The following is a 23,945-nucleotide window of genomic DNA, read 5'->3' as shown; positions in this document are numbered from 1 at the left end:
ATGCGGTGGCGACGGGTCCTGCCGGCGGCCGGGCTGCTGGCAGGCTGGGTGGCGACGGGGTGGGCCCAGTCGCCGCCGGTGGGTCCGCCGCCGGAGGCGTTCAGCGCCTGCCAGGGGCTGCGCGAGGGCACGACCTGTGCCTTCGAGGCCCCGCACGGCACGGTGCGAGGCACCTGCCGGCGGATGCGTGAGCCCACGCCGGTGTGCGTGCCGGCCGGGGGGCCGCCCGGTCCAGATCCACTGGCCGGTGCGCCCGCGGCGCGGTCGCCGCAAGGCGCGGCGATGCGCCCTCCGCGCGGGCCGCAGACGCCCATCGCGAGCCGCTATGCCGGCGCCGTGCGCGTCGCCAGCCGCCTGCCCGATACGGGCCAGGGCAGCTGTTTCGACGATCACCGGGCGATCCGCTGCCCGGCGCCCGGCGAGCCCTTCTACGGGCAGGATGCCCACTATCTGGGGGCGCCGCGCGACTATCGCGTCAATGGCGATGGCACGGTCACCGACCGCGTCACCGGTCTGACCTGGCAGCAGGCGCACAACCCGCGGCGGCTCGGCTACCGGGCGGCGGAGGCCGCCTGCCGACGGCTGCGCCTCGGCGGCCACGACGACTGGCGCCTGCCCTCGATCCGCGAGCTCTACTCCCTGGCCGACTTCGCCGGCGTGACCGGGCAGCGGGCCTTCATCGACCCGGTGTTCGAGATTCATCCGCCGGACAGCGACCAGTTGCACGGCGACCGTTTCGCGGCCACCCATCGCCCCGAGATGATGGGGCAGACCTGGTCCGCCACCCGGTATCGGGGGCAGCACTGGGATCGGCCCGGGGTGCAGGCCGCGTTCTTCTTCAATTTCCTCGACGGGCGCATCAAGCAGGCGCCCATCGACGGCGACGGCCCGGGGCTGTTCTACCGCTGTGTGCGCGGGCCGGCGTGGGGGGCGAACGATCTGGTCGCCAATGGCGACGGTACCGTCACCGACCGCGCGTTCGGGCTCATGTGGCAGCAGGCCGATGACGGCCGGGCGCGCACCTGGGGCGAGGCGCTGGCCTATTGCGAGGCGCTCACCCTGGGCGGCCACGACGACTGGCGCCTGCCCAACGCGAAGGCGCTTCAGAGCATCGTGGACTATCGTCGCCCGCAGCCGGCCATCGATACCTCGGTGTTCCGCATTGCCGATCCGCGCGGCTGGTTCTGGAGCTCGACCACCCACGGCGAGCAGCCGAGCGAGGCGGTGTATGTGTGTTTCGGCAAGTGCACCAGCGTCGAGGGCGTGGACGTGCATGGCGCCGGCGCCCAGCGCAGCGATCCGAAATCGGGTGATCCGGCGCGCTACCGGGCCGGGCGCGGTGGCCAGCACGACGCGGTGCGGATCCGCAACGACGTGCGCTGCGTGCGCTCTGTCGACGGGCCGTGAATCGGTCTCAGGCGGCCTGCGCCGGGGGTGGCAGCACGCGGTTGCGGCCGCCGTGCTTGGCGCGGTAGAGCTGCTCGTCGGCGTCGGCGATCATCCCGTCCACGCTGCCCGATTCGAGGCGGGCGCTCAGGCCCATGCTCATGGTGACCTGCAAGTCGGGATGGATCTCGTGCCAGGGTGCCGCCTCGATGGCCTGGCGCAGCTTCTCGCAGCACTGCGCCGCCTGTTCGAGGGTGGAGGAGGGGAACAGGATCACGAATTCCTCGCCCCCGTAGCGTGAGACCAGATCCGCCTTGCGCGTGCCTTCGCGCAGCAGCGCCGCGATCCGGCGCAGCACCTCGTCGCCGATGGCGTGGGAGAACACGTCGTTGATCTGCTTGAAGCAGTCGAGATCGCCGATCATCACCGCCAGCGGCTGGCCGTAGCGCAGCGCCTGCTGGTACAGGTTGCCCGCGTGCTCGTCGAAATGGCGCCGGTTGTACAGGCCGGTGAGCGCATCGCGGATGCTCAGCTCCTTGAGCCGTTCGGACTGGCGCGCCGCCAGTTCGGCGTACTCGCGCAGTTCGCGATGGGCCTGGGTCAGTTCGGCGTTCATGTCGTTGAAGGCGCGCGCCAGCTCCCCGATCTCGTCGCCGGAGCGTACCGGCACGTGACGGGGCAGCTCGCGGTTGGTCTGCATGTCGCGGATCGCCCGGGTCAGGGTCTGCAGGCTGCGGCTCATGCGCCGCCCCATCATCAGCCCGAACAGGAGCGACAGCCCCACCGCGACGCCCATGCCGGTGAACAGCGCCTTGCGCATGGCGTCCAGGTAGTCCTGGTCGCGACGCGTGAGCACCGGTTCGCCATCGGGCGAGGCCAGCAACACCAGACGGCCGTCGACCTCGATCGGGCGCGCCGAGGCGCGGGTGTCGGCGGGCGCCTGGGCGCCCACCGGCAGTGCCTCGCTGCCCTTGACGATGCGGCCGTCCGGATCCATCACGATGAAACGGAACGGCGGGGTGCCGGCGCGCTTGAAGCTCACGTCCGGCGGCGGGCGTCGGAAGCCGCCCGGGCCGCCCATGGGACGTCGCCGATGGCGGACGAAGTCGGAGAAATCGCGTCCCAGATCGGACTCGGTCCACTGCGGATGGCTCTCGACGTAGGCGACCATGTCGGCCCGGAAGTTGTCGAAGGCCTCGTCCATGAGCGTCTCGCGGAAGTCGCGCATCAGCATCCAGTGGGCGATGGCGCCGAGCACGAGGGTGGAGGCGAGGCCGGTGAACAGCAGCGCGGCGGTCAGTTTCTTCTGAAGCGTGAGCATGCGACGACGGCCTGAAGGCGGGTCCAGCCGTGACTATACGCCGACATCGATGTCGATTCGTCGCCGGTGTGCCCGGCCGGGCGAACGCCGCAGGTTCGCCGGCCCCGGGGCGTGGACAAAAAAACACCCCCGCAGGGCGGGGGTGAAGTGAGGTACGCGTCCGGTTGTGGTCGGCTCAGTTGGTGACGATCTCCGGCCCCATCATGAGCGTGGGCAGCCAGGTGGACACCCAGGGGATGTAGGTGATGATGAGCAGGAACACGAACATGATCGCCACCCACGGCATGGCCGCCTTGACCACGTTCATCACCGACATCTGGGCCACCCCCGCGGTCACGAACAGGTTCAGCCCCACCGGCGGGGTGATCATGCCGATCTCCATGTTCACCACCATGATGATGCCCAGGTGGATCGGGTCGATGCCCAGCTGGATGGCGATCGGGAACACCAGCGGCGCGACGATGATGAGCAGGCCCGACGGTTCCATGAACTGGCCGCCGATGAGCAGCAGCACGTTGACCACGATGAGGAAGGCGATGGGGCCGAGACCGGCCGAGAGCATGGCTTCGGTGATGGCCTGGGGGACGCGCTCCTCGGTGAGCACATGCTTGAGGATGATGGCGTTGGCGATCACGAACATGAGCATGATCGTGAGCTTGCCGGCCTCGAACAGGGTGCGCTTGGTATCCGCGTGCCAGAACACCTCGACGATCTTCACCACCACCGGGCGCCGGTTCTCCGGATCGGCGAACGGCCCCATGTCGCGATACACGTAGTTGGCGATCAGGAAGGCGTACACCGCCGCCACCGCGGCCGCTTCGGTCGGCGTGAAGATGCCGCCGTAGATGCCGCCCAGGATGATGATGATGAGAAACAGGCCCCAGGCCGCGTCCTTGGCGGCACCGAATACCTCGCCCCAGCCGGGGAAGGGCTGGGCGGGCAGGTTCTTGACGCGTGCGGTCACGTAGATCGCGGTCATGAGCATGGCGCCGGCCAGCAGGCCCGGAATCACCCCGCCGAGGAACATGCGCCCCACCGACACGTCGGTGGCGGCCGAATAGACCACCATCACGATGGACGGCGGAATCAGGATGCCCAGGGTGCCGGCGTTGCAGATCAGGCCGGCGGCGAACTCTTTCTTGTAACCCGCCTGCACCATGCCGGCGATGACGATGGAGCCGATGGCCACCACGGTGGCGGGCGAGGAGCCCGACAGCGCGGCGAACATCATGCAGGCCACCACCGAGGCGATGCCCAGGCCGCCACGGATGGAGCCGACCAGGGAGATCGCGAAGCGGATGATGCGGTTGGCCACGCCCCCGGTGGACATGAAGCTGGAGGCGAGGATGAAGAACGGGATGGCCAGCAGGGTGTAGTGGCTGTCGAAGGCCGAGAACAGGGTCTGGGCGATGGCCGAGAGCGAGGTCTCGGAGTGCATCATCAGGAACAGCACGCTGGACAGACCCAGCGAGATGGCGATGGGCACGCCGATCAGCATGAAGCCGATCACCATGCCGAAGAGAATCAGGATATCCATGGATCAGGCGCCCTTGTTCTGTTTGTCTTGCATCTGCTTGAGTGCGCGATCGGCGTTGTGGTGATGGCCGTCGGCATGGGCGTCCACCGCCTCTTCGAGCATTTCCTCGACCTCATGGGAGGCGATCAGCGAGTCGCGCGTGCCCATCAGCACCTGGAAACCCGCCTGGATGAAGCGGAACACCAGCAGCGCCATGCCCAACGGCAGGGCGAAGTAGGGGATGAAGCGCGGCAGTTTCTCGTAGGCTTCGCCCTCGTTGAGCAGCGGCTCGATGAAGCGCAGGAAGTCCGGCATGGGAATGTCGTTGGTCTCCATCCACACCCGGTCGGTGGCGAACGGATACCAGTAGTCCCAGGCGCCCTTGAGCAACAGGATCGAGAACGCGAGGCAGGCGATCACGGTGAGCAGCGCGGCCAGCTTCTTCAGCGGTGGCGGCAGGATGTTGATGACCACGTCCACGCCGATGTGGAAGGTCTTCTTCACGCCGTAGGAGGCGCCCACGAGCACCAGCCAGGCGAACAGCACCACGGTCACCTCGAGTGCCCACAGGATGTTGTCGTTGAATACGTAGCGCGCCACCACGTTGGCGAACGTAATGAGGGTCATCAGACCCAGGGCGACGGCGATGAAGGTCTCTTCAAAGCTCTCGACCGCGCGGGAAAAGCGACTGCGTTCTCCTGTCATTTCCCCTCTCCGGATATTGTGTTTTGGTGTCTCGGGTCAAAAAGATGCGCGGAGGCTTGTGGCCCGCCGCGCATGCCTGTCGTTGCGCCGCCGGGGGCGCTCGGCCCCCCGTGGCGGCGTTCATCAGCTGTTGTTGGCCTTGAGCGCGGCGTCCATCAGGTCGGAGCCGATGTCGCCCTCGAACTTCTTCCACACCGGCTTCATGGCGTCCACCCAGGCCTGACGCTGTTCCGGCGTCAGGGTGCGGATCACGGTGCCGGTGTCGGCCACTTTCTGGCGGCATTCCAGGGACACCTTCTGCACCGCGGCATTGCGCTCGGCAGTCACTTCCTTGAGGATCTTCAGGAACTGGTCACGCACGTCCGGCTTGAGGCTGTCGAGCCACTTGGTGGAGGTCACCACCAGGTAGTCGAGCACGCCGTGGTCGGTCTCGGTGATGCCGTCCTGCACTTCGAAGAACTTCTGCCCCAGATGTTGCACCAGGGGTTTTCGCTGCCGTCGATGGTCTTGGTCTGCAGCGCGCCATAGACCTCGCTGAAGGCCATCTTCTGCGGGTTTGCGCCGAGCTGTTCGAACTGGGCGACCAGCACATCGGAGGCCTGCACGCGGAACTTCAGGCCCTTGGCGTCTTCCGGCTTGATCAGCGGCTTGTTGGCGGACAGCTCCTTCATGCCGTTGTGCCAGAAGGCAAGGCCCTGCAGGCCGCGGCGCTTCATGGACCCGAGCAGCTTCTGGCCATCGTCGGAATTCTGGAAGCGGTCGACCGCGTTGATGTCATTGAACAGGAAGGGCAGGTCGAAGAGGCGGAACTTCTTGGTGAATTTCTCGAACTTGGACAGGGACGGCGCGGCCAGCTGCACGTCGCCGTTGAGCATGGCCTCGAGCACCTTGTCGTCGTTGTACAGGCTCGAGTTCGGATACACCTGCATGCAGGCCTTGCCGTTCATCTCCTCGTTCACGCGCTTGGCGAGCAGGGTGGCGGCGATGCCTTTCGGGTGCTTGTCGGTGTTCGTCACATGACTGAACTTGATGACCACCTCGCCCGGATCGCAGGCGTCCTCGGCCTGGGCGAAACCGGCGGTGCCGGCCAGGACTGCGGCTGCTGCGATGGCGAACATGTGCTTGCGCATGGGTTACTCCTCCTCGTGTGTTCGAATCGGCACGGCTGTATCCCGGGGGTACAGGTGCCACGCCCGCATTCGTTTTTCTGCGGGAGCCCGGATGGTCTCGTCCATCGGGCCAGCGCATGGTCTTCCAATTGACGATGCGCGGGAATACGTAATGTCACTTATCTGATATAGAGGACCGCCGCGGCCTTTGCTGTCCGGGTTTTCCGCGGGGCACCGGGGCTCAGCGCGCCATCGACACCACGGCGGCGGCGACGCCCATGAGCGATTCGCCGGCGATGAGGCCGGCCGATGCGGCGACGGCGAAGCGCTCGGCGAGCGTGGGGCGCAGGCGCGTGACGATCGCGACCAGCACCGCGCCCAGGCACATCATGATCGACACCGAACCGGGGATCACGAAGGCCAGCCCGAGCGCCACCGGGCTGGGCAGCCAGCGGCGCTGCTGCGGCGGCAGGAGATGTTCGGCGAGGCCGATGGCCAGACCCGCGAGCGCGCCCAGTGCCATGGCCGCGCGCGCCTCGACCGGCACCGCGCCGAGCCCCGCCGACAGCGCCTCGGCCACCGCCTTCCAGGTGGCCACCGCCGGCGCGGGCCACTGCTCGGTGAGCAGCATCGCCGGATCCGGAATCAGGGCCAGATAGACCACCACGCCGACCACGCTGCCGGTGAGCACCCCCACGCACTGGGCGAGCACCTGCCGGGTCGGGCTGGCGCCCAGGCCGTGGCCGGTACGCAGGTCGTTGAGCAGGTCGGCGCACTGGCCGGCGGCGCCGCCGGCCACGTTGGCAGTCATCAGGTTGGTCACCGCCTGCCCCGGCGCCATCACGCCGAAGCCCAGCTGCGAGACCTTGCCGATGGCGCCGATGGGCGGAATGCCGGTATCGCCCACGACGCGGGCGGCGACCGTGGCCAGCAGCACCGCGAACGGAATCGCCACCAGCGCCATGGGCAGCGAGATGTCGAACAGGGCCATCTGCAGCGCCACCGTCATCGCGCTCGCCGCGAGCAGGCCGAGCAGCGGGCCCGCCAGCGGGCGGGCGAGGGCGGGTCGCATCCTTGGCCGGCTGCCGTCGCCCCGGGTGCGCAGGGCGCTGACGATCTGCCACAGGAAACTCGTGAGGCTGGCCGCCACCATGAGACTGACGCCCGGCCACAGCAGCCACTCGACCAGCGGGCCGAACAGGCTGGCGGCCGGGTCGGGCGGTACCGTCACCAGGCCGCGGGCCACCAGCGCCGGGCCGAGCAGGCCCCAGGCGAGCACCGCGCCGGCGAGCAGCGACAGGCCCACGCGCAGGCCGATGATGCCGCCGAAACCGAGCAGCAGCAGGGACGGTTCCAGGGCCAGGGTGTAGTGGCCGAACCAGGCGCCCGGCGCCCATTTTGGCAGCGTCATCACGAAGGCGTCCACCGCCTTGGTGATGGCGGAGATCAGCGCCGCACCGGCGAGCACCGCGATGCGGCGCAGGGCCTCGCGGCCGTGGGCGAAGATGTCGGTGAGGGTCTCCAGGGTGGCGACGCCGGCGGGAAAGCGCAGCTGGCCGCGCTCGATCAGCAGCGGGCGCAGATACCAGGCCACCCAGACGCCGAGAAAGCTCACCGCAAACACCCAGGCCATCATCGGCCCCATGGCCAGCGGCCGGCCGGTGATGAGCAGATAGGCGGGGATCGGCGCCACCAGGCCGCCGGAGATGATCGACGCGGCCGACGAGGCCGTGGTCTGGCTGATGTTGCTTTCCTTCGGCGTCCATCCCGGCACATGCCCGCGCGCGGCCAGGGGGCGCCAGAAGGCCACGCCGAACAGCAGCGCGATGATGGACATGTTGAACGACCAGCCGATCTTGAGACCGGCATAGACGTTGCACGGGGTGAGCACGGCGCCGAGGATCAGGCCGGTGAGCACGGCGCGCGGGGTCAGTTCGCGTTCTTGGGGCATGCACGGGCCGCAACGGAAGACTTGGTCCACCATACCGGCTTGGGCCGGACGATCAAGCCCGCGCGGGGCGGCCGGGCGCAAAAATGGCGACCCGCAGGTCGCCATCGTGGGGAAGCGGCATGCCTCAGTGCAGCTTCACATGTGGCTCGGTACGGCGCAGCACCGCGCGGCCGACGGTGTCGAGCAGCATCTTGAACCAGCCGTGCAGGGCGATCAGGTGCATCTTGTAGAGCGACTTGTACATCACCTTGGCGAACAGGCCCTGGATCTTCACGTTGCCGCCGATCAGTCCGCCCATCAGGCTGCCCACCGCGCTGTACTTGCCCAGCGACACCAGGGAACCGAAGTCCTTGTAATGGAAGCGCGGCAGCGCCTCGCCCTTCAGGCGCGCCTTCATCGCCTTGAGCAACAGCGAGGCCTGCTGGTGCGCGGCCTGCGCGCGCGGGGGCACGAAGCTGCCGTTGGGCAGGGCGCAGGCGGCGCAGTCGCCGAAGGCGAAGATGTTGTCGTCCACCGTGCTCTGCAGGGTGTCGCGCACCAGGATCTGGTTGATGCGGTTGGTCTCCAGCCCCAGCTCGGCCAGGAAGGCCGGGGCCTTCACGCCGGCGGCCCACACCTTCAGCTCGCTGGCGATGAAGGTGCCGTCCTCCAGCGCCACGCCCTCGGGGGTGATGGTGGTCACCTTGCGACCGGTGAGCACGTCCACCCCCAGGCCCTTGAGCAGGTCGGCCACGCCCTCCGAGAGCGGTTCGGGCAGTTGCGGCACGATGCGCGGGCCGGCCTCGATGAGGGTGAGCTTCGCGGTCTGGTCGAAGTCGACGCTGTCGAGGCCGAAGGCGGCAATCTCGCGGGTGGTCTTGTGCAGCTCCGCGGCCAGCTCCACGCCGGTGGCGCCGGCGCCGATGATGGCCACATGGAGCTGGCCGGGGCGCAGCGGCTCATGCTGGCTGTTGGCGCGCAGGCAGGCGTTGATGAGCTTGCGGTTGAAGCGCACCGCCTGCTCGGCCGAATCCAGCGCGATGGCGTGCTCCGCCACCCCCGGGGTGCCGAAATCGTTGGCGGTGCTGCCCACCGCGATCACCAGGGTGTCGTAGGGCACCGCCCGGCGCGGGGTGATTTCCTGGCCGTCCTCGTCCACCGTCGGGGCGACGAAGATGCGTCGCTGCTCGCGGTCGAGACCGTCCATGGCGCCGTTGAAGAAACGGAAGTGGTGCCAGCGCGCCTGGGCGAGGTATTCGAGCTCGTCGTCGTCCATGTCGAGCCGGCTCGCCGCCACCTGGTGCAGCAGCGGTTTCCAGATGTGGGTGCGGTTGCGATCGACCAGGGTGATGGAGGCGCGGCCCCGCTTGCCGAGGGTCTCGCCCAGCCGCGTCGCCAACTCCAGTCCGCCCGCGCCGCCGCCCACGATCACGATCCGGTGCAGGGTCGGATCGGCCGTACATCGCGCATCGGGCACGCTTGTGCCGTATTTTCCAGTCATGCTGTAACTCCCTGAAGGCTATGAATAATTCTTGGTTGAGGGAGATTCTACGGGGGATTGGCCAGAAAGTGTAGGAATTATTGTGCAGTGCACAATTTTCGCCCGGTGCCGGCAGGTCGTGGGCGGCCATCCGGCGGTTGCGTTGCAGTTGCCGGGAGGGTCGGCTAGCATCCCCGGCGGACACGAGGGAGCGGGGCGCCGCCCGGGCGCACCCGGAAGATCGAACACAATGCACAATATCGACGACATCAAGGCGCTGTTCCGCGCGGGGCGCCATGCCGAGGCCCTGCAGGCTTGCGAACAGCTGTGCGCGGCGCAGCCCGCCAACACCGATCTGAAGCGCCTGTGCGCCACCATGCATGGCATGACCGGTCGCTTCGACGCCTCGGCGCGCATGCTGCGCGAGGTGCTCGAACAGGCGCCGGACGACATGGACGCCCTGTTCAACCTGGCCGTGTGCGAGCGCGAGCAGCGCCGTTTCGCCGAGGCCCGGACCTGCTACCTGCGCTATACCGAACGGCTGCCCAAGGCCTGGGAAGGCTGGCTCAACCTGGCCGAATGCCAGGTGCTGCTCGGCGAGGCGAACGCGGCGCTCACGTCGGTCGAGCGCGCCATCCAGTACAACCCCAAGGCGGCGCCCGCATGGATGACCAAGGGCGACGCGCTGGCGGCGCTCGGTCGCCATGGCGAGGCGCTCAAGGCCTATGAGCGGGCCAACGGGCTGGCGCTCAGCGCCGGCGCCTTCGCCAAGATCGGTCTCACCCTGAGCCAGCTCGGTCGTCACCCGGAGGCGCTCGAACGCCTCGACCAGGCGGTGAAGATGGACCCGCAGCTGACGGCCGCGCGCGCCGGCCGCGCCAAGGTGCTCACCCAGCTCGGGCGTGCCGCGCAGGCGGTGGACGACTACACGGCCATCCTCGCGGTCACACCCGACGACGACGAGACCCTCAAGGCCGCCTCGGTGTGTCTGGCCGGGCTGCAGCGCGGTGAGGAGGCCATCGCCCTGTGTGACCAGGCGCTGGCCGCCAACCCCGATTCGCTGACGGCCAAGCTCGGCAAGTCCTGGCTGATCGACAAGATCGTGCCCAACTGGCATGTGCCGATGATGAACGAGCAGGCGCGCAACAACGCCTATTTCGAAGGCATGAAGACCTACGTGCGGCCCGACACCCAGGTGTTCGAGATCGGCGCCGGTTCCGGCCTGCTGTCGATGATGGCGGCCCGGCTCGGGGCCCGCAACGTGGTCACCTGCGAGGGCGCGCCGCTGATCGCGCGGACCGCGCAGCAGATCGTCGCCGACAACGGCTTCGGCGACACCGTGACGGTGCTGGCCAAGCCGTCCTTCGAGGTGCAGCTGGGCAGCGAGCTGCCGGAGCTGGCCGACGTGCTGGTGCACGAGATCTTCTCCAGCGGCCTGATCGAAGAGCACGTGCTGCCCGCCATGGAGGATGCCAAGCGGCGTCTGCTCAAGCCGGGCGCGGCCATCGTGCCGGCCACCGCCAGCCTCATGATCGCGCTGGTGGGGGGCGAGGGCTTCGCGCGCTACTTCCATGTGAAGGACCCGTTCGGCTTCGACATCCGCCGCTTCAACGCGATCACGCCCAAGAAGCTGCCGGTGTTCCGCGCCGACCTGCATCCCGAACTGCTCAGCGACGACGTGGAAGCCTTCCACTTCGACTTCGTCAACGATGACACCTACCCGGCCGAGCAAAAGGTGCTCGAGGTGAGCGCCACCGCCGCCGGCACCTGCTACGGCGTGATCCAGTGGATCCGCCTGAACATGGACGGCACCACCGTCTACGAGAACCATCCGCGCGACGCGCTGCCGGTGTCCGGCTGGCAGCACATGTTCTACCGCTTCGATACGCCGCTGGAGCTCACGCCGGGGCAGACGCTCAGGCTCATGGCGGCGCACGATCGCGCCACGCCCTGGTTCGATCTGCTGGCCGGCTGAGAGGCCACGCTTCGACGAAAAACGGCGGCCCTCGGGCCGCCGTTTCGTTGTCTGGCGTCGGTGCTGCCTTACTCGGTGTCGAAGCCCAGCAGGCGTTCGGTGGTGATGCGCTGCGCGACCGTGTCGGGCACGTCGTGCTCCCAGTCGCCATGGCCGCGGCGCAGGCCGGCGAGCACGTCGGCGGCGTCGATGTGCAGGTGGCTGTCGTCGAGCGGCTGCACCGCCAGCAGCTTGCGGTTTTCCTTGAGGTGGGCGAGCAGATGGCGCAGGTTGGCCGGCACGGTCACGTTGTCCAGGGTCACCAGCTCGGCCGCTTCGCTGCCGCGCGGGCGCGACGGATACACATACACATGGGTGTTGTCGGGGAACAGCTTGCCGAAGGCCTCGAGAATGCCGCCCTCCATGCCTTCGTAGTACTTCTCGTCGAACAGGTAGGTGAAGTCGCGCACCGACAGCACGATACCGATCGGTTTCTGGGTGTAGCGGCGCAGGTAGGCGCGCAGGCGGAAGAAGCGCAGGTAGTCGGAGATCATCACCGTGTAGCCCTGCGAGGCGAGCAGGTCGATGCGGGTGAGGAAGTCGGCGCCGTCCACGTTGTCGCCGGTGACCAGGGAGTTCATGGTGATCTCGGCGAGCGAGACGATCTCGTTCTCGTCCACCGCCTCGAGCTGGGCGAACTGCTTCTGCCCCGCGCACATCATGTCCACGTTGACCAGGGTGACCGGCTTGAAGGTGCCGCGCATGACCACGACCGGCTTGCGATAGAGCAGCTCGCCCGGCACCACCACCTCGCCGTTCGGGTTGAACACCACCGCCCGGGTCAGCCAGCTGCGGATCAGGTGCAGGTTCATGAGGCGGTTCTCCACCTCTTCGAAGTAGGGGCCGGAGAAGTGGATCAGGTCCACCTCGATGCGCTCGGAACCCAGCCCGTCCGCCAGGCTCTCCACCACCCACTCGGGATTCTGGAAGGAGGTGAACATCCCGTGGATGAGGTTCACCCCGAGGATGCCCAGCGCCTCGGACTGCAGCGCGTTGTCGTTGTCGAGCATGCGCACGTGCATGACCACGTCGCTGGGCTCGGCGCCCGGATGCAGCTGCACCCGCATGCCCACCCAGCCGTGGCATTCGTTCTTCTGCTTGAAGCTGCGCGCCGTCACCGTGGCGGCATAGGCGAAGAAGGTGGTGTTCTTGGGGCGCACATGGGTGAGCCGCTTGACCACCAGCGAGAACTCCTTGTCGAGCATCTGCAGCAGCCGCGAGCGGCTCACGTAACGGTCGGCCTGGCCGTAGATGTCGTCGCTCACCGCCATGTCGTAGGCCGACATGGTCTTGGCGACCGTGCCCGCCGCCGCGCCCACCGAGAAGAAGCGCCGCGCCACCTCCTGGCCGGCGCCGATCTCCACGATCGAGCCGTACTTGAGCTTGTCCAGGTTGATGGCGAGGGCTTTCTGGTCGGTGGTCAGCGTGGTGTCGCGTTTGCGCATGGCGGCAGGCCCGGTCGGGTGAAGGGAATGGGTCGAGTTTACACCGCCCCGAGTGCGGGGGAGTCGTCTTCCCGGTGCGGTGCACCGTGATTGCACACCCGCGTTTCCGGTCACCGTGCCGGGTCCGGTCGAAGGCGATGCCGATGTCGTGGATTGCCGCTTGACAGGGCCGGTGGCCGAAATGCCCGGGCCGGATCGGCGGTGCAGAAACAGGGCTTATGGTCGAATCCAAAAATACAATTTCCCGCGATGCAACATCCTGATCTTTAATGGGAAACATTGAAATTCAAGTCACGGGCAACCGGCTCGGAGCACCTGGGCCGTCCGGCACCCATGCAGATTTTTTTGATCCAAGAAAGGAGTACCACCATGAAAACCAAGATCGCCATCGCGCTGGGCACCATCGCCCTGACCGCCGGCTTCGCCACCGCAGCCACCGCCGCGGACGAAGGGACCACCACCTACGGCAAGCGCCTGACCACCACCCAGGAAATCGCCAAATCCGCGCGTGGTTCCTTCGACGTGTATGTGGACCGCGTTTCCGGTTTCACCTTCGTGAACACCATCACCGGGTGGAAACTCACCGGCCAGCTGACGAGCGAACAGCTCAAGGCCGAGCAGGCCACGGTGGAGAAGCTCTGAGCGCTCGCGCCTCGACATGAAAACAGCGGCCCGCGGGCCGCTGTTTTTTTTGGGAATCGGTCGGTGCCGTCAGGCCCCGGTCACTGGTTGAGGATGATCGACGCGATCACGCCCGTGGCAATCGCCACCAGCACGTAGTCGCCGCCGATCTGCACCCATTCGTGGCCGTGCGGCGGACGTCTCAGATGGTGTTCATGCCAGTGATTGACCACATAGACGCGGTCGCGATACCCGGCCGGTAGCCGCTCGCCGCGATGAAAGTGGCGCGCGCCGTAGGCGGCACGATAGTCGTCGCGGTCGCGGCGGTCGTCGTAGCGCCGGTGGTCCCAGCGATCGGTGTGGCGATCCCGGTCACGCCGGTGGTGATCGTCGCCCCGGTGGTCGCGTTGGCCGTAGGCCGGTGAGCGGCCGCGATCGTCGTCACCCCAGCCAGGACCCCGGGCCAGCACGCTGGTGCTCGCCAGCGTCAGCGACAGTACGAGCGCGGTAGCAAAGCGTGTGTTCATGGTATGACTCCTTGAGTTGTTGTCGTGCCGGGCCGCGTCGTGAAGTCCTGCGGCCGGTGCTTGATTTGTACCGCGACGACATGCAAACGAACGTCAAGGAGGCGTTTCGGTTTGTTTTCCACGGGTGAGAAGATGTTTCGGCGGCGCCCGGACCTCGTGCGGCGCCAGCAGGGCTTTCACCAAGGTGTGTCGCCACGTCCGGTATGGAACCGGCCCCCCTCGTGCGGGCGTCGTCCACTGGCGTAGAATCGGCGCCGCAGACCCCGGCGGGCACCCCCGCCGGTGCCCCCTCCCACCGGCCCGGAAGCACCGGCCCACACCCCGTCGAGCCCGCCATGACCATGAAGAAAACCGACCTCTACAAGAACCTGGCCAAACAGATCGAACGCCAGCAGAAGGGCACCACGACACCCGAACGCTTCGGCACCGGTGCCAAGGGGGTCGGCAAACGCGACAAAAAGGCCGGGACGACGCCCAGGCTGGTCCCGCTCACCTGCCGCCTGCCCGCGGAACTGGTCACGCAACTGCGCGCGCACGCCATGGACACCGACGGCGGCGTCAGCGCGGTGGTGGCGATGGCGCTCGAACAGTGGCTGGGGCGGGCGGAGGCGCCGGGCGAGAGCGCCACACCCGCTTGAGGGTCGTAGCCCGGATACAGCGCAGCGGCATCCGGGAGCGGCGTCGCGATCAGGCAGAGTCGTTCCCGGCGTCGGGCCTGCGGGCTGTGCCCCAATCGGGAGCAATGCGTCCATCCGCGATATATCGATGAATCGTAGGGCCAGTCGGTGGGCGATTCGACGTGGCCGTGCTTGACCGGGTTGAAGTGGATGTAGTCCACGTGGTGTCGCAGATCGCCTTCGTCGCGGATCGTGTGTTCCCAGAAGCGGGATTGCCACACGGTTCGCGGATCGATGCCTTCGCCGCGTAGCTGACGGGCGAACAGCGCCTTGATCAATCGCCACCGCCCCGAATAGTCCGAATCGCCCTCGGGTAGCGTCATGAGGACATGCAGATGCTCCGGCAACACCACCATCGCGTCGATCCGAAACGGCCGCTTCGCCTTCACCCGTGCGAAGGCTAAGCGCAGCGCATCGACATGCCGCACCAACCAATCCGCCCGCCGGTCGCGCAAGGTCACGGTGAAAAAGTACGTACCCCCCGGCACATAGTTGCGACGATAACGAACCATCGCGTTAGCATATGCACGTTGATTCTCCGCGTCAGTGGAAAAGTTGCGGGTTTCGTAGCCCGGATGCAGCGCAGCGGAATCCGGGAGCGATGGTGGATCAACGGATGAATTCCGGAGTCGGGCCTATGGCCCTCGTCCGGGCTACGTTCGCTGGAATCGGACTCTTCACTTGTTCGAGGGCAAGGTGTTTGAATATTTAACGGTTCGGCAAATTGTTTTTGGTTGGGTACTAGAAGTCGTTGGCTATTCTTTGTATTTGCTAGTGGCCCTCGCGTTCCACTATTTTTTGGGATGGTCGTCTCCGGCAGCTATTGTGTTCTACGGAGTTTTTTTCCTATTTGGGCTTACTTATTCAACGCTGACTACATACAGAGCGATCAAAGATCGCCGTGAGACTAAACGCAACTAATCCAGTAGCTCGGGTGTAGCGCACCAGAGTGCGCAGTCAGTGCAGCGATTCAGCGCAGCCGTCCCCGGAGTCGGGCCTTCGGCCCTCGTCCGGGCTACGAAATCATCCGAACTCACAAAAAAACGGCGACCTCCCGGTCGCCGTTTCTCTTTTCTCCCGCCTCATCGAGGCGCAAACACCTTTGTTATTTTTTCTTCCGCGCCGGTGGCACATCGGTGCAACTGCCATGCGCCACTTCGGCGGCCATGCCCACCGTCTCACCCAGGGTCGGGTGCGGGTGGATGGTCTTGCCGATGTCGACCGCGTCGGCGCCCATTTCGATGGCCAGGCACACTTCGCCGATCATGTCGCCGGCGTTGGGGCCGACGATACTGCCGCCGATGACGCGGTGCGTCTCGGCGTCGAAGATGAGCTTGGTGAAGCCGTATTCGGCGCCGTTGGCAATCGCCCGGCCGCTGGCGGCCCAGGGGAACTTGGCGGTGTCCACCTGTTTGCCCTCGGCCTTGGCCTGGGCTTCGGTGTAGCCGACCCAGGCCACTTCCGGATGGGTGTAGGCCACGCCGGGGATCACGGTGGCGTCGAAGGCGGCTTTCTCGCCAGCCGCGACTTCGGCGGCGACGTGGGCTTCATGCACGGCCTTGTGGGCGAGCATGGGCTGGCCGACGATGTCGCCGATGGCGAAGATGTGCGGCACGTTGGTGCGCATCTGCGCGTCCACCGGGATGAAGCCGCGATCGGTGACGATGACGCCGGCGTTCTCGGCGCCGATCTTCTTGCCGTTTGGGCTGCGCCCGGCGGACTGCAGGATCATGTCGTACTTCTGCGGGCCGTCCGGTGCCTTGTCGCCCTCGAAGGTGACGTACAGGCCGTCGTCCTTGGCTTCGACCGCGGTGGTCTTGGTGTTGAGCATGATCTTGTCGAAGCGGTGGGTGTTCTGCTTTTCCCACACCTTGACCGCGTCGCGGTCCGGGCCTTGCATGAGGCCGTCGAGCATCTCGACCACATCGACCTTGGCACCGAGGCTGGAGTAGACCGTGGCCATCTCCAGGCCGATGATGCCGCCGCCGATGACCAGCATCTTCCCGGGCACCTGACGCAGTTCCAGCGCGCCGGTGGAGTCGACGATGCGCTCGTCGCGGGGGATGAAGGGCAGATGCACGGCCGCCGAGCCGGCGGCGATGATGCACTGCTTGAACTTCACCACCTTCTTGGCGCCGGTTTTCTCCTGCGCGGTGCCGGTGGTTTCCTCGACTTCCACATGGTTGGGGTCGAGGAAGTGGCCGTAGCCGCGCACGACGTCCACCTTGCGGCCCTTGGCCATGCCGGCCAGGCCGCCGGTGAGTTTGCCGACCACCGCGCTCTTGTGGGCGCGCAGTTTGTCGATGTCCACTGCCGGCTTGGCGAAGGCGATGCCGAGGCTGTCCATGTGCTCGGCCTCGTCCATCACCTGGGCCACGTGCAGCAGGGCCTTGGAGGGGATGCAGCCGACGTTGAGACACACGCCGCCGAGGGTGGCGTAGCGCTCGACGATGACGGTCTTGAGGCCGAGGTCGGCGGCGCGGAAGGCCGCCGAGTAGCCACCGGGGCCGGCGCCGAGCACGAGCATGTCGCACTCCAGCGTGACCTCTCCGGTCCACGCGCCCGCGGGGGCCGGCGCGACGCTTCCCTCGCCCTCAGGGAGAGGGACTGAGGGAGAGGGTGGGTTATTGCCAGCGGCTTTGACCCCATCCCCACCCTGGCCCTCCCCTTGAAGGGGAGGGGAATCGGTCGCCGCGCCGGCGGCGGCTTCCACCTTCACCAGCACGGTACCTTCGGCCACCTTGTCGCCCACGGCAACCAGCACTTCCTTGACCACGCCGGCGGCGTCGGCCGGCACGTCCATGGTGGCCTTGTCGGACTCCAGGGTGCAGATGGCGTCTTCCAGGGCGATGGTGTCGCCCACCTTGACGAACAGCTCAATGATCGGGACTTCATCGAAATCGCCGATGTCGGGGACCTTGATTTCCTTGAGGCTCATGGTTCCCTCCTTAACCCGCATGCGTCGCCAGATCGCGGAGCGATGACGAGCCGGTTTGTGGATGGATTCGTGCATCGCGCGCCAAGCCAATAGCCTGTGCTATTGGCGCGAAGCGCGGGTGCGAAGACGCCGCAAAACGGCCGTCAGCGCCCGCGAAGGAAGGCGACACGATACGCTCGATGAGTTGCTTGAATGCGAACCCGGTAATCATTGGATATTTCTCCTTGATCTGTTCCGTTCTGGTGACGGATGCGGGTTACAGCATGACCCGACGGAAGTCGGCCAGCATCTGGGCAATGTAGACGTTGAAGCGGGTGGCCAGCGCACCGTCGATGACGCGGTGGTCGGCGGTCAGCGACAGGGGCAGGATCAGCTTCGGTTCGAATTCCCTGCCGTTCCACACCGGCTTCACGGCGCTCTTGTTCACCCCGAGGATGGCCACTTCCGGCGCATTGACGATGGGGGCGAAGTAGGTGCCGCCGATGCCGCCGAGCGAACTGATGGTGAAGCAGGCGCCGGACATGTCGGCCGGGCCGAGCTTGCCCTCGCGGGCCTTCTTGGCCAGGGCGCCGGTCTCCTCGGCGATCTCGAACACGCCTTTCTTGTCGCAATCGCGCACCACCGGCACCACCAGGCCATTGGGCGTGTCGGCCGCAAAGGCGATGTGGAAGTACTTCTTGTAGATCAGGTTGTCGCCGTCGAGGCTGGTGTTGAACTCGGGGAATTCCGCCAGGGCGCGGGCAGCAGCTTTCATGAGGAAGGCGAGCATGGTGAGCTTCTTGCCCGACTTCTCGTTCTCCTTGTTGAGCTGCTTGCGGAAGTCCTCGAGGCTGGTGATGTCCGCGTCCTCGTGATAGGTCACGGCCGGGATCATCACCCAGTTGCGGGCGAGGTTGGCGCCGGAGATCTTCTTGATGCGCGACAGCGGCTTGGACTCGATCTCGCCGAACTTGGTGAAATCGACCTTGGGCCACGGCAGCAGGTCCAGGCCGACGCCCGAGCCACCCGCGGCGGCCTTGCCGGGCACGGCGCCGGAGCTCATCGCCCCCTTGACGAAGCCCTTGACGTCGTCGGCGGTGATGCGGTTTTTCGGGCCGGTGGCTTTCACCTGGGCCAGATCCACGCCCAGTTCGCGGGCGAAGGCGCGCACCGAGGGGCTGGCGTGCACCTTGCCGCCGAGCTTGACGGCGGACGGTGCGGCTGCAGCCGCAGGGGCCGGGGCCTTGGCGGGGGCGGGCGCAGCTGCGGGGGCCGCGGACGGGGCCGGTGCGGGTTGGCTCTCGGCGGCCGGTGCCGCGGTTGCGGCGCCAGCGCCCGATTCGACCGTGATCAGCACCGTACCTTCGGACACGGTGTCGCCCACGGCGACCTTCACTTCCTTGACCGTGCCGGCCGCGGAGGAGGGCACGTCCATGGTGGCCTTGTCGGATTCGAGCGTGCAGATGGCGTCATCCACCGCGATGGTGTCGCCGGCCTTCACGAAGAATTCGATGATGGGCACGGCGTCGAAGTCGCCGATGTCCGGCACCTTCACTTCGACCGTGCCGCCACCGGCAGCGGCCGGCGCGGGGGCGGCGTCTTCCTTGGCGGGTGCCGGCGCAGCGGCGGCACCGGCGGCCTCGACCAGCACCAGCAGCGTGCCTTCGGACACGCTGTCGCCCACGGCGACCTTCACTTCCTTGACGGTGCCTGCGGCCGTGGAGGGCACGTCCATGGTGGCCTTGTCGGACTCCAGGGTGCAGATGGCGTCATCCACGGCGATGGTGTCGCCGGGTTTGACGAACAGCTCGATGACCGGGACGGCGTCGAAATCGCCGATGTCGGGCACCTTGACTTCGATGAGTTGGCTCATGGTTCAGTCTCCTTCGGTGCTCAGACAGTGACGGGGTTGGGCTTGTTGGGGTCGAGCGAATACTTGGCCATGGCGGCGGCCACCTTCTCGCGTTCGATCCGGCCCTCGTCGGCCAGCGACTTGAGCGCCGCCAGCGTGACCCAGTAACGGTCCACCTCGAAGAAGTGGCGCAGCTTCTCGCGGGTGTCGGAGCGGCCGAAGCCGTCGGTGCCCAGGGTGAAGTAGGTGCCTTTCACGTACGGACGGATCTGCTCGGAGAACAGGCGCACATAGTCGGTGGCGGCGATGGTCGGGCCGTCGATGCCGGCGAGCATCTGCTCCACGTGCGACTGCCTGGGTTCTTCCATCGGATGGAGCAGGTTCCAGCGCTCGACGGCGTGGCCGTCGCGGGCCAGTTCGTTGAAGCTCGGGCAGCCGAAGATGTCCGCCTCGACGCCCCAGTCGGTCTTGAGCAGCTCGGCGGCGGCGATGACTTCGCGGAAGATGGTGCCGGAGCCCAGCAGCTTGACGCGCGGCGCGCTGCCTTCGGCGCCTTTGCGCAGCAGGTACATCCCCTTGATGATGTCGGCCTCGGCACCTTCGGGCATGGCCGGGTGCTCGTAGTTCTCGTTCATCACGGTGATGTAGTAGTACACGTCCTCCTGCTCGGCGAACATGCGCCGCAGGCCGTCCTGCACGATCACCGCGACCTCGAACTGGAAGGTGGGGTCGTAGCTCACGCAGTTGGGGATCATCTGGGCGAGGATCAGGCTGTGGCCGTCCTCGTGCTGCAGGCCTTCGCCGTTGAGCGTGGTGCGCCCGGCGGTGCCGCCCACCAGGAAGCCCCGGGTGCGCTGGTCGCCGGCGGCCCAGCACAGGTCCATGGTCCGCTGCATGCCGAACATGGAATAGAAGATGTAGAACGGAATCATCTGCACGCCATGCACCGAGTAGGCGGTGCCGGCGGCGATCCAGTCGGCCATGGAGCCGGCTTCGTTGATGCCTTCCTGCAGCACCTGGCCGGTCTCCGATTCCTTGTAGAACATGAGCTGGTCATGATCTTCGGGGACGTATTTCTGGCCTTGCTGGTTCCAGATGCCGTACTGGCGGAACATGCCTTCCATGCCGAAGGTGCGGGACTCGTCCGGCACGATGGGCACCACGCGCTTGCCCACCTGCTTGTCCTTGAGCAGGGTGTTCATGATGCGCACCATGGCCATGGTGGTGGACAGCTCGCGGCCTTCGCCCGAGGCCTTGAGCAGGGCCTCGAACTTGTCCAGCGCCGGCACTTCCAGCGCGTCGGCCGTGGTGCGGCGGCTGGGCAGGAAGCCGCCCAGCGCCATGCGGCGCTCGCGCAGGTATTGGTATTCGGGGGAGTCTTCCGGCAGCTTGAGGTAGGGCAGCTTCTCGAGCTGGTCGTCCGGCACCGGCAGGCCGAAGCGGTCGCGGAAGCGGCGCACCGCGTCCACATCCATCTTCTTCTGCTGGTGGGAGATGTTCATGGCCTCGCCGGACTGGCCCATGCCGAAGCCCTTGATGGTCTTGGCGAGGATCACGGTGGGCTGGCCCTTGTGGTTCACCGCGGCCTGGTAGGCGGCGAAGATCTTGAACAGGTCGTGGCCGCCGCGGTTCAGTTGCCAGATCTCGTCGTCGGTCCAGTCGGCGACCAGCTGCTTCAGTTCCGGGGTGTTGAAGAAGTGCTCGCGGACATAGGCGCCGTCCTTGGCCTTGAAGGTCTGATACTCGCCGTCGATGCACTCCATCATGCGCTTCTTGAGGATGCCCTTGGTGTCGCGCGCGAACAGGGCGTCCCAGTGGGTGCCCCAGACCACCTTGATCACGTTCCAGCCGGCGCCGCGGAATTCCGATTCCAGTTCCTGGATGATCTTGCCGTTGCCGCGCACCGGGCCGTCGAGGCGCTGCAGGTTGCAGTTGATGACGAAGATCAGGTTGTCGAGCTTCTCGCGCGCGGCCATGCCGATGGCGCCGAGGGATTCGACCTCGTCGGTCTCGCCGTCGCCGAGGAAGGCCCAGACCTTGCGCTGGGCGGCCTTGCCGGCGTCGACCAGATCGCGGCTGGCCAGATACTTCATGAAGCGCGCCGAGTAGATGGCGCACAGCGGCCCCAGGCCCATGGACACGGTGGGGAACTGCCAGAAGTCCGGCATCAGCCACGGGTGCGGATAGGAGGAGATGCCCTTGCCGTCCACCTCCTGGCGGAAGTTGTCGAGCTGCTCGTCGGTGAGGCGGCCGAGCATGTAGGCGCGGGCATAGACGCCCGGCACCGAATGGCCCTGGAAGAACACCAGATCGCCGTCATGATCGGCGGACGGGGCATGCCAGAAGTGCGAGAAGCCCACGTCGTAGAGCGCGGCGGCCGAGGCGAAGGAGGCGATGTGGCCGCCCACGTTGGTGTGCTTGTTGGCGCGCACCACCATGGCCATGGCGTTCCAGCGGATGTAGGAATGGAGCTTGATCTCCATGTCCGGATCGCCGGGGTAGCGCGGCTGCTGCTCCACCGGAATGGTGTTGATGTACTGGGTGTTGGCCGAGTAGGGGATGTCGATCCCTTCCTCCCGCCCTTCCTCGATCAGCTTCTCGATCAGGAAGTGCGCCCGTTCGGCGCCTTCGTTGGCGATCACGCCTTCGAGTGCGTCCAGCCATTCGCGGGTTTCTTCCGCGTCGGTGTCCGGCCGCAGGCCGACGTTTTGTGTCGTGCTCATGCTTCTCTCTCCTCTCCACATCGATAGGTTGTCAGCCGGATCGCGTTGTGCGCGACGGCTCGAAGCGGTGCGGGCATGGATGACCCCGGCCCGGGACCGTTTTGCGCACTATAAAACGTTGTTTCAGGATGTGCAATATCGGTTTTCGCGTACGGCTGTGGTTCAGGTCTCCTTACGGTCTTGTTTCGGGACGGCGTCCCGGCAGTGCACGGGCGATGCACGCCACGGGTGGCGTTCCGGACAAGACGTCCGTGGACTTAAGCGTAGATGGCCGACGGCCGCTCGGCTGGGCGAGATGGGAGCGCGTCGGGGGAGAAAAAGACCGGCCAGGGATGAGGGAGGGAGGGAGAAAATCCCCGGCCGGTCGTGAAATGGGCTCAGGTGTGGAGCTCATCGGTCGGCTGCACGAGCGCGGTCTTGCGGATACGCAAAGACGACGCGGCCGTTCTTGACTTCCCCCATGAACGGAATCGAAGTGTCGTCGATCGCTTCGTGGTCGTTCCGGGAAAACGGCTTGTCGTAGGTCATCACAACACCTTCGATCCGTTCATGGAGGTTTTCGAGTGCCTCGCGGATCTTGTCGCCGTCGGTGTTGCCTGCCTGGCGGATCGCCGCAGCCAGTACCAGCACGGAATCATACCCTTGCGCGGCCGCGGGTGGAACAGGGATGTATTCGGTGCCGAAGGCGCGCCGATAGCGTTCGGTGAACGCCCGCTGCCGGCTCGAAGCGCCTTGCTCGATGAAGGTTTGCGGCATGCGCGCGCCCTCGGCGTTGGGGCCTGCCTGCTCGATGAAACTGGACATGCCGAGGGTCCAGCTTCCGATGAGCGGTACCCGCCATCCGATGGCCGACATGGCGTTGGCGATGTGCGCCAGCTCCGGACCGATGCCGTAGGTGAGGATCACGTCCACGCCGGCGGCGCGTGCGCGCCGCAGTTGCGGTGTCATGTCCACGTCGCGCAGGTTGAAGCGTTCGACCACCTTGGCGCCCATGCCATGGACCGCGAGCCAGTGGATGAGATCGAGCTTGCCCAGCTGCCCGTAATTGGTCGCGTCGTGGAAGATGGCGATGTTGCGGAATCCGCGCCGGTCGACGGCTTCTTCCACGATCATGGCCGCCTGAATGTTGTCGTTGGCCGACATCCGGAACACGTAGTTCTCGGCGTAGCGGGGCGGCAGGAACTGCTTGGTCACGATCGAACCGGTGGCCACGCTGGTGATGATCGGGATGCGGGCGCGCTCGTAGTGTTGCTGGGACGCCAGGGCGACCCCGGTGTTGACGATGCCCAGGCCGGCGACGATGTGGTCCTTCTCGATCAATTCCTGCACGACCTGGGCGCCGCGTTCGTTGCGTGCCTCGTCGTCGCGCTCGATGAGCTGGATCGGTCGGCCGAGCAGGCCGCCGCCGGCGTTGATCTCCATGGCGGCGAGGCGGATGCCGTTACGCATGGACAGCCCCATCGGCGCCGAGCCGCCGGTGAACGGGCCGGTCACGCCGATGCGGATCGGCTCGACGGCCGACGCCGCCGAAGCCATGAAGCAGCACAGCAGCCATGCCAGGCAGGCGCGCACGTCTCGAGTCTCCTCCTTATAGATCGGGCCAATGTAATTGCCGTGCGAAGTGGGGCAAAATTGGCGATAACCCTATGACGCGCTGCCACCTCGGGTGGGGCGCCGCGGTGCCGGCGTGCGCGACGGTGCTGCGGCTGGACTAGGGAATCA

At 66.6% G+C, this 23,945-nt stretch carries 17 protein-coding genes and 1 pseudogene; 4 read left to right on the top strand and 14 right to left on the bottom strand.

What is annotated here, in order from left to right; translation table 11 throughout:
- The gene (locus G3580_RS13835) at positions 1-1,407 is read left to right on the top strand and encodes an Lcl C-terminal domain-containing protein (protein WP_173766426.1); all 1,407 of its coding nucleotides are present in this window, start codon (positions 1-3) and stop codon (positions 1,405-1,407) included.
- Positions 1,408-1,414: 7 nt separating this feature from the next.
- Here G3580_RS13835 and G3580_RS13830 read toward each other — a convergent pair whose 3' ends face one another.
- From G3580_RS13830 to G3580_RS13805, 7 genes are all read right to left on the bottom strand, one after another.
- On the bottom strand, positions 1,415-2,707 hold the full coding sequence (locus G3580_RS13830; protein ID WP_173766424.1) for a GGDEF domain-containing protein: 1,293 nt from the start codon (positions 2,705-2,707) through the stop codon (positions 1,415-1,417).
- A 175-nt stretch (positions 2,708-2,882) separates the two neighbouring features.
- Entirely contained in the window at positions 2,883-4,244 is a 1,362-nt protein-coding gene (locus tag G3580_RS13825; protein ID WP_173766422.1) for a TRAP transporter large permease, read from the bottom strand.
- Between the two features lie 3 nt (positions 4,245-4,247).
- Positions 4,248-4,928: a TRAP transporter small permease gene (locus tag G3580_RS13820; RefSeq protein ID WP_173766420.1), complete on the bottom strand. Its 681-nt coding sequence runs from the start codon at positions 4,926-4,928 to the stop codon at positions 4,248-4,250.
- Between the two features lie 123 nt (positions 4,929-5,051).
- The gene (locus G3580_RS20510; protein WP_323847980.1) at positions 5,052-5,378 is read right to left on the bottom strand and encodes a hypothetical protein; all 327 of its coding nucleotides are present in this window, start codon (positions 5,376-5,378) and stop codon (positions 5,052-5,054) included.
- The gene (locus tag G3580_RS13815) at positions 5,324-6,058 is read right to left on the bottom strand and encodes a DctP family TRAP transporter solute-binding subunit (RefSeq protein ID WP_323847979.1); all 735 of its coding nucleotides are present in this window, start codon (positions 6,056-6,058) and stop codon (positions 5,324-5,326) included. The genes G3580_RS20510 and G3580_RS13815 overlap by 55 nt, the downstream gene beginning before the upstream one ends.
- A gap of 220 nt (positions 6,059-6,278) precedes the next feature.
- Positions 6,279-7,988 (bottom strand): OPT family oligopeptide transporter, encoded by a 1,710-nt coding sequence (locus G3580_RS13810; protein ID WP_173766418.1) that lies wholly within the window; start codon positions 7,986-7,988, stop codon positions 6,279-6,281.
- Positions 7,989-8,112: 124 nt separating this feature from the next.
- The gene (locus G3580_RS13805) at positions 8,113-9,468 is read right to left on the bottom strand and encodes an NAD(P)/FAD-dependent oxidoreductase (RefSeq protein WP_173766416.1); all 1,356 of its coding nucleotides are present in this window, start codon (positions 9,466-9,468) and stop codon (positions 8,113-8,115) included.
- A 229-nt stretch (positions 9,469-9,697) separates the two neighbouring features.
- Between G3580_RS13805 and G3580_RS13800 the strand changes: the two genes are divergently transcribed.
- The gene (locus tag G3580_RS13800) at positions 9,698-11,422 is read left to right on the top strand and encodes a tetratricopeptide repeat protein (RefSeq protein WP_173766414.1); all 1,725 of its coding nucleotides are present in this window, start codon (positions 9,698-9,700) and stop codon (positions 11,420-11,422) included.
- A gap of 68 nt (positions 11,423-11,490) precedes the next feature.
- On the opposite strand, the gene G3580_RS13795 is transcribed toward G3580_RS13800, so the two are convergent.
- On the bottom strand, positions 11,491-12,906 hold the full coding sequence (locus tag G3580_RS13795) for a TonB-dependent receptor (RefSeq protein WP_173766412.1): 1,416 nt from the start codon (positions 12,904-12,906) through the stop codon (positions 11,491-11,493).
- Positions 12,907-13,275: 369 nt separating this feature from the next.
- Between G3580_RS13795 and G3580_RS13790 the strand changes: the two genes are divergently transcribed.
- Positions 13,276-13,548, top strand: coding sequence for a hypothetical protein (locus G3580_RS13790; protein WP_173766410.1), 273 nt, complete (start codon positions 13,276-13,278; stop codon positions 13,546-13,548).
- 80 nt (positions 13,549-13,628) lie between these two features.
- On the opposite strand, the gene G3580_RS13785 is transcribed toward G3580_RS13790, so the two are convergent.
- The gene (locus G3580_RS13785) at positions 13,629-14,054 is read right to left on the bottom strand and encodes an RcnB family protein (RefSeq protein WP_173766408.1); all 426 of its coding nucleotides are present in this window, start codon (positions 14,052-14,054) and stop codon (positions 13,629-13,631) included.
- 335 nt (positions 14,055-14,389) lie between these two features.
- Between G3580_RS13785 and G3580_RS13780 the strand changes: the two genes are divergently transcribed.
- Positions 14,390-14,692, top strand: a complete 303-nt coding sequence (locus tag G3580_RS13780) for a hypothetical protein (protein ID WP_173766406.1) — start codon at positions 14,390-14,392, stop codon at positions 14,690-14,692.
- 146 nt (positions 14,693-14,838) lie between these two features.
- Here G3580_RS13780 and G3580_RS20460 read toward each other — a convergent pair.
- The 5 genes and pseudogenes from G3580_RS20460 to G3580_RS13760 form a co-directional block, all read right to left on the bottom strand.
- Positions 14,839-15,243 (bottom strand): annotated as a pseudogene (locus G3580_RS20460) (REP-associated tyrosine transposase); the annotation flags it as partial.
- Between the two features lie 593 nt (positions 15,244-15,836).
- Positions 15,837-17,669: a dihydrolipoyl dehydrogenase gene (lpdA, locus tag G3580_RS13775; RefSeq protein WP_173766403.1), complete on the bottom strand. Its 1,833-nt coding sequence runs from the start codon at positions 17,667-17,669 to the stop codon at positions 15,837-15,839.
- Between the two features lie 256 nt (positions 17,670-17,925).
- Complete coding sequence (gene aceF, locus G3580_RS13770; RefSeq protein WP_173766401.1) at positions 17,926-19,521, bottom strand: dihydrolipoyllysine-residue acetyltransferase; 1,596 nt, start codon at positions 19,519-19,521, stop codon at positions 17,926-17,928.
- Positions 19,522-19,541: 20 nt separating this feature from the next.
- Positions 19,542-22,223 (bottom strand): pyruvate dehydrogenase (acetyl-transferring), homodimeric type, encoded by a 2,682-nt coding sequence (gene aceE / locus G3580_RS13765; protein WP_173766399.1) that lies wholly within the window; start codon positions 22,221-22,223, stop codon positions 19,542-19,544.
- Between the two features lie 390 nt (positions 22,224-22,613).
- Complete coding sequence (locus tag G3580_RS13760; RefSeq protein WP_173768821.1) at positions 22,614-23,759, bottom strand: ABC transporter substrate-binding protein; 1,146 nt, start codon at positions 23,757-23,759, stop codon at positions 22,614-22,616.
- Between the last annotated feature and the right edge of the window lie 186 nt (positions 23,760-23,945).

Origin of the sequence: Nitrogeniibacter mangrovi, assembly GCF_010983895.1 — a bacterium.
GTDB lineage: Bacteria > Pseudomonadota > Gammaproteobacteria > Burkholderiales > Rhodocyclaceae > Nitrogeniibacter > Nitrogeniibacter mangrovi.
This window is presented reverse-complemented; position numbering and strand designations above follow the sequence as displayed.

Excerpts from the sequence above, each read along its gene's own strand:
- aceF (WP_173766401.1), bottom strand. The coding sequence starts at position 19,521 with ATGAGCCAACTCATCGAAGTCAAGGTGCCCGACATCGGCGATTTCGAC.
- G3580_RS13785 (WP_173766408.1), bottom strand. The coding sequence starts at position 14,054 with ATGAACACACGCTTTGCTACCGCGCTCGTACTGTCGCTGACGCTGGCG.
- G3580_RS13825 (WP_173766422.1), bottom strand. The coding sequence starts at position 4,244 with ATGGATATCCTGATTCTCTTCGGCATGGTGATCGGCTTCATGCTGATC.
- G3580_RS13815 (WP_323847979.1), bottom strand. The coding sequence starts at position 6,058 with ATGCGCAAGCACATGTTCGCCATCGCAGCAGCCGCAGTCCTGGCCGGC.
- G3580_RS13830 (WP_173766424.1), bottom strand. The coding sequence starts at position 2,707 with ATGCTCACGCTTCAGAAGAAACTGACCGCCGCGCTGCTGTTCACCGGC.
- G3580_RS13760 (WP_173768821.1), bottom strand. The coding sequence starts at position 23,759 with ATGGCTTCGGCGGCGTCGGCCGTCGAGCCGATCCGCATCGGCGTGACC.
- G3580_RS13795 (WP_173766412.1), bottom strand. The coding sequence starts at position 12,906 with ATGCGCAAACGCGACACCACGCTGACCACCGACCAGAAAGCCCTCGCC.
- G3580_RS13805 (WP_173766416.1), bottom strand. The coding sequence starts at position 9,468 with ATGACTGGAAAATACGGCACAAGCGTGCCCGATGCGCGATGTACGGCC.
- aceE (WP_173766399.1), bottom strand. The coding sequence starts at position 22,223 with ATGAGCACGACACAAAACGTCGGCCTGCGGCCGGACACCGACGCGGAA.
- lpdA (WP_173766403.1), bottom strand. The coding sequence starts at position 17,669 with ATGAGCCTCAAGGAAATCAAGGTCCCCGACATCGGCGATTTCGATGAA.
- G3580_RS13810 (WP_173766418.1), bottom strand. The coding sequence starts at position 7,988 with ATGCCCCAAGAACGCGAACTGACCCCGCGCGCCGTGCTCACCGGCCTG.
- G3580_RS13790 (WP_173766410.1), top strand. The coding sequence starts at position 13,276 with ATGAAAACCAAGATCGCCATCGCGCTGGGCACCATCGCCCTGACCGCC.
- G3580_RS13820 (WP_173766420.1), bottom strand. The coding sequence starts at position 4,928 with ATGACAGGAGAACGCAGTCGCTTTTCCCGCGCGGTCGAGAGCTTTGAA.
- G3580_RS13800 (WP_173766414.1), top strand. The coding sequence starts at position 9,698 with ATGCACAATATCGACGACATCAAGGCGCTGTTCCGCGCGGGGCGCCAT.
- G3580_RS13835 (WP_173766426.1), top strand. The coding sequence starts at position 1 with ATGCGGTGGCGACGGGTCCTGCCGGCGGCCGGGCTGCTGGCAGGCTGG.
- G3580_RS13780 (WP_173766406.1), top strand. The coding sequence starts at position 14,390 with ATGACCATGAAGAAAACCGACCTCTACAAGAACCTGGCCAAACAGATC.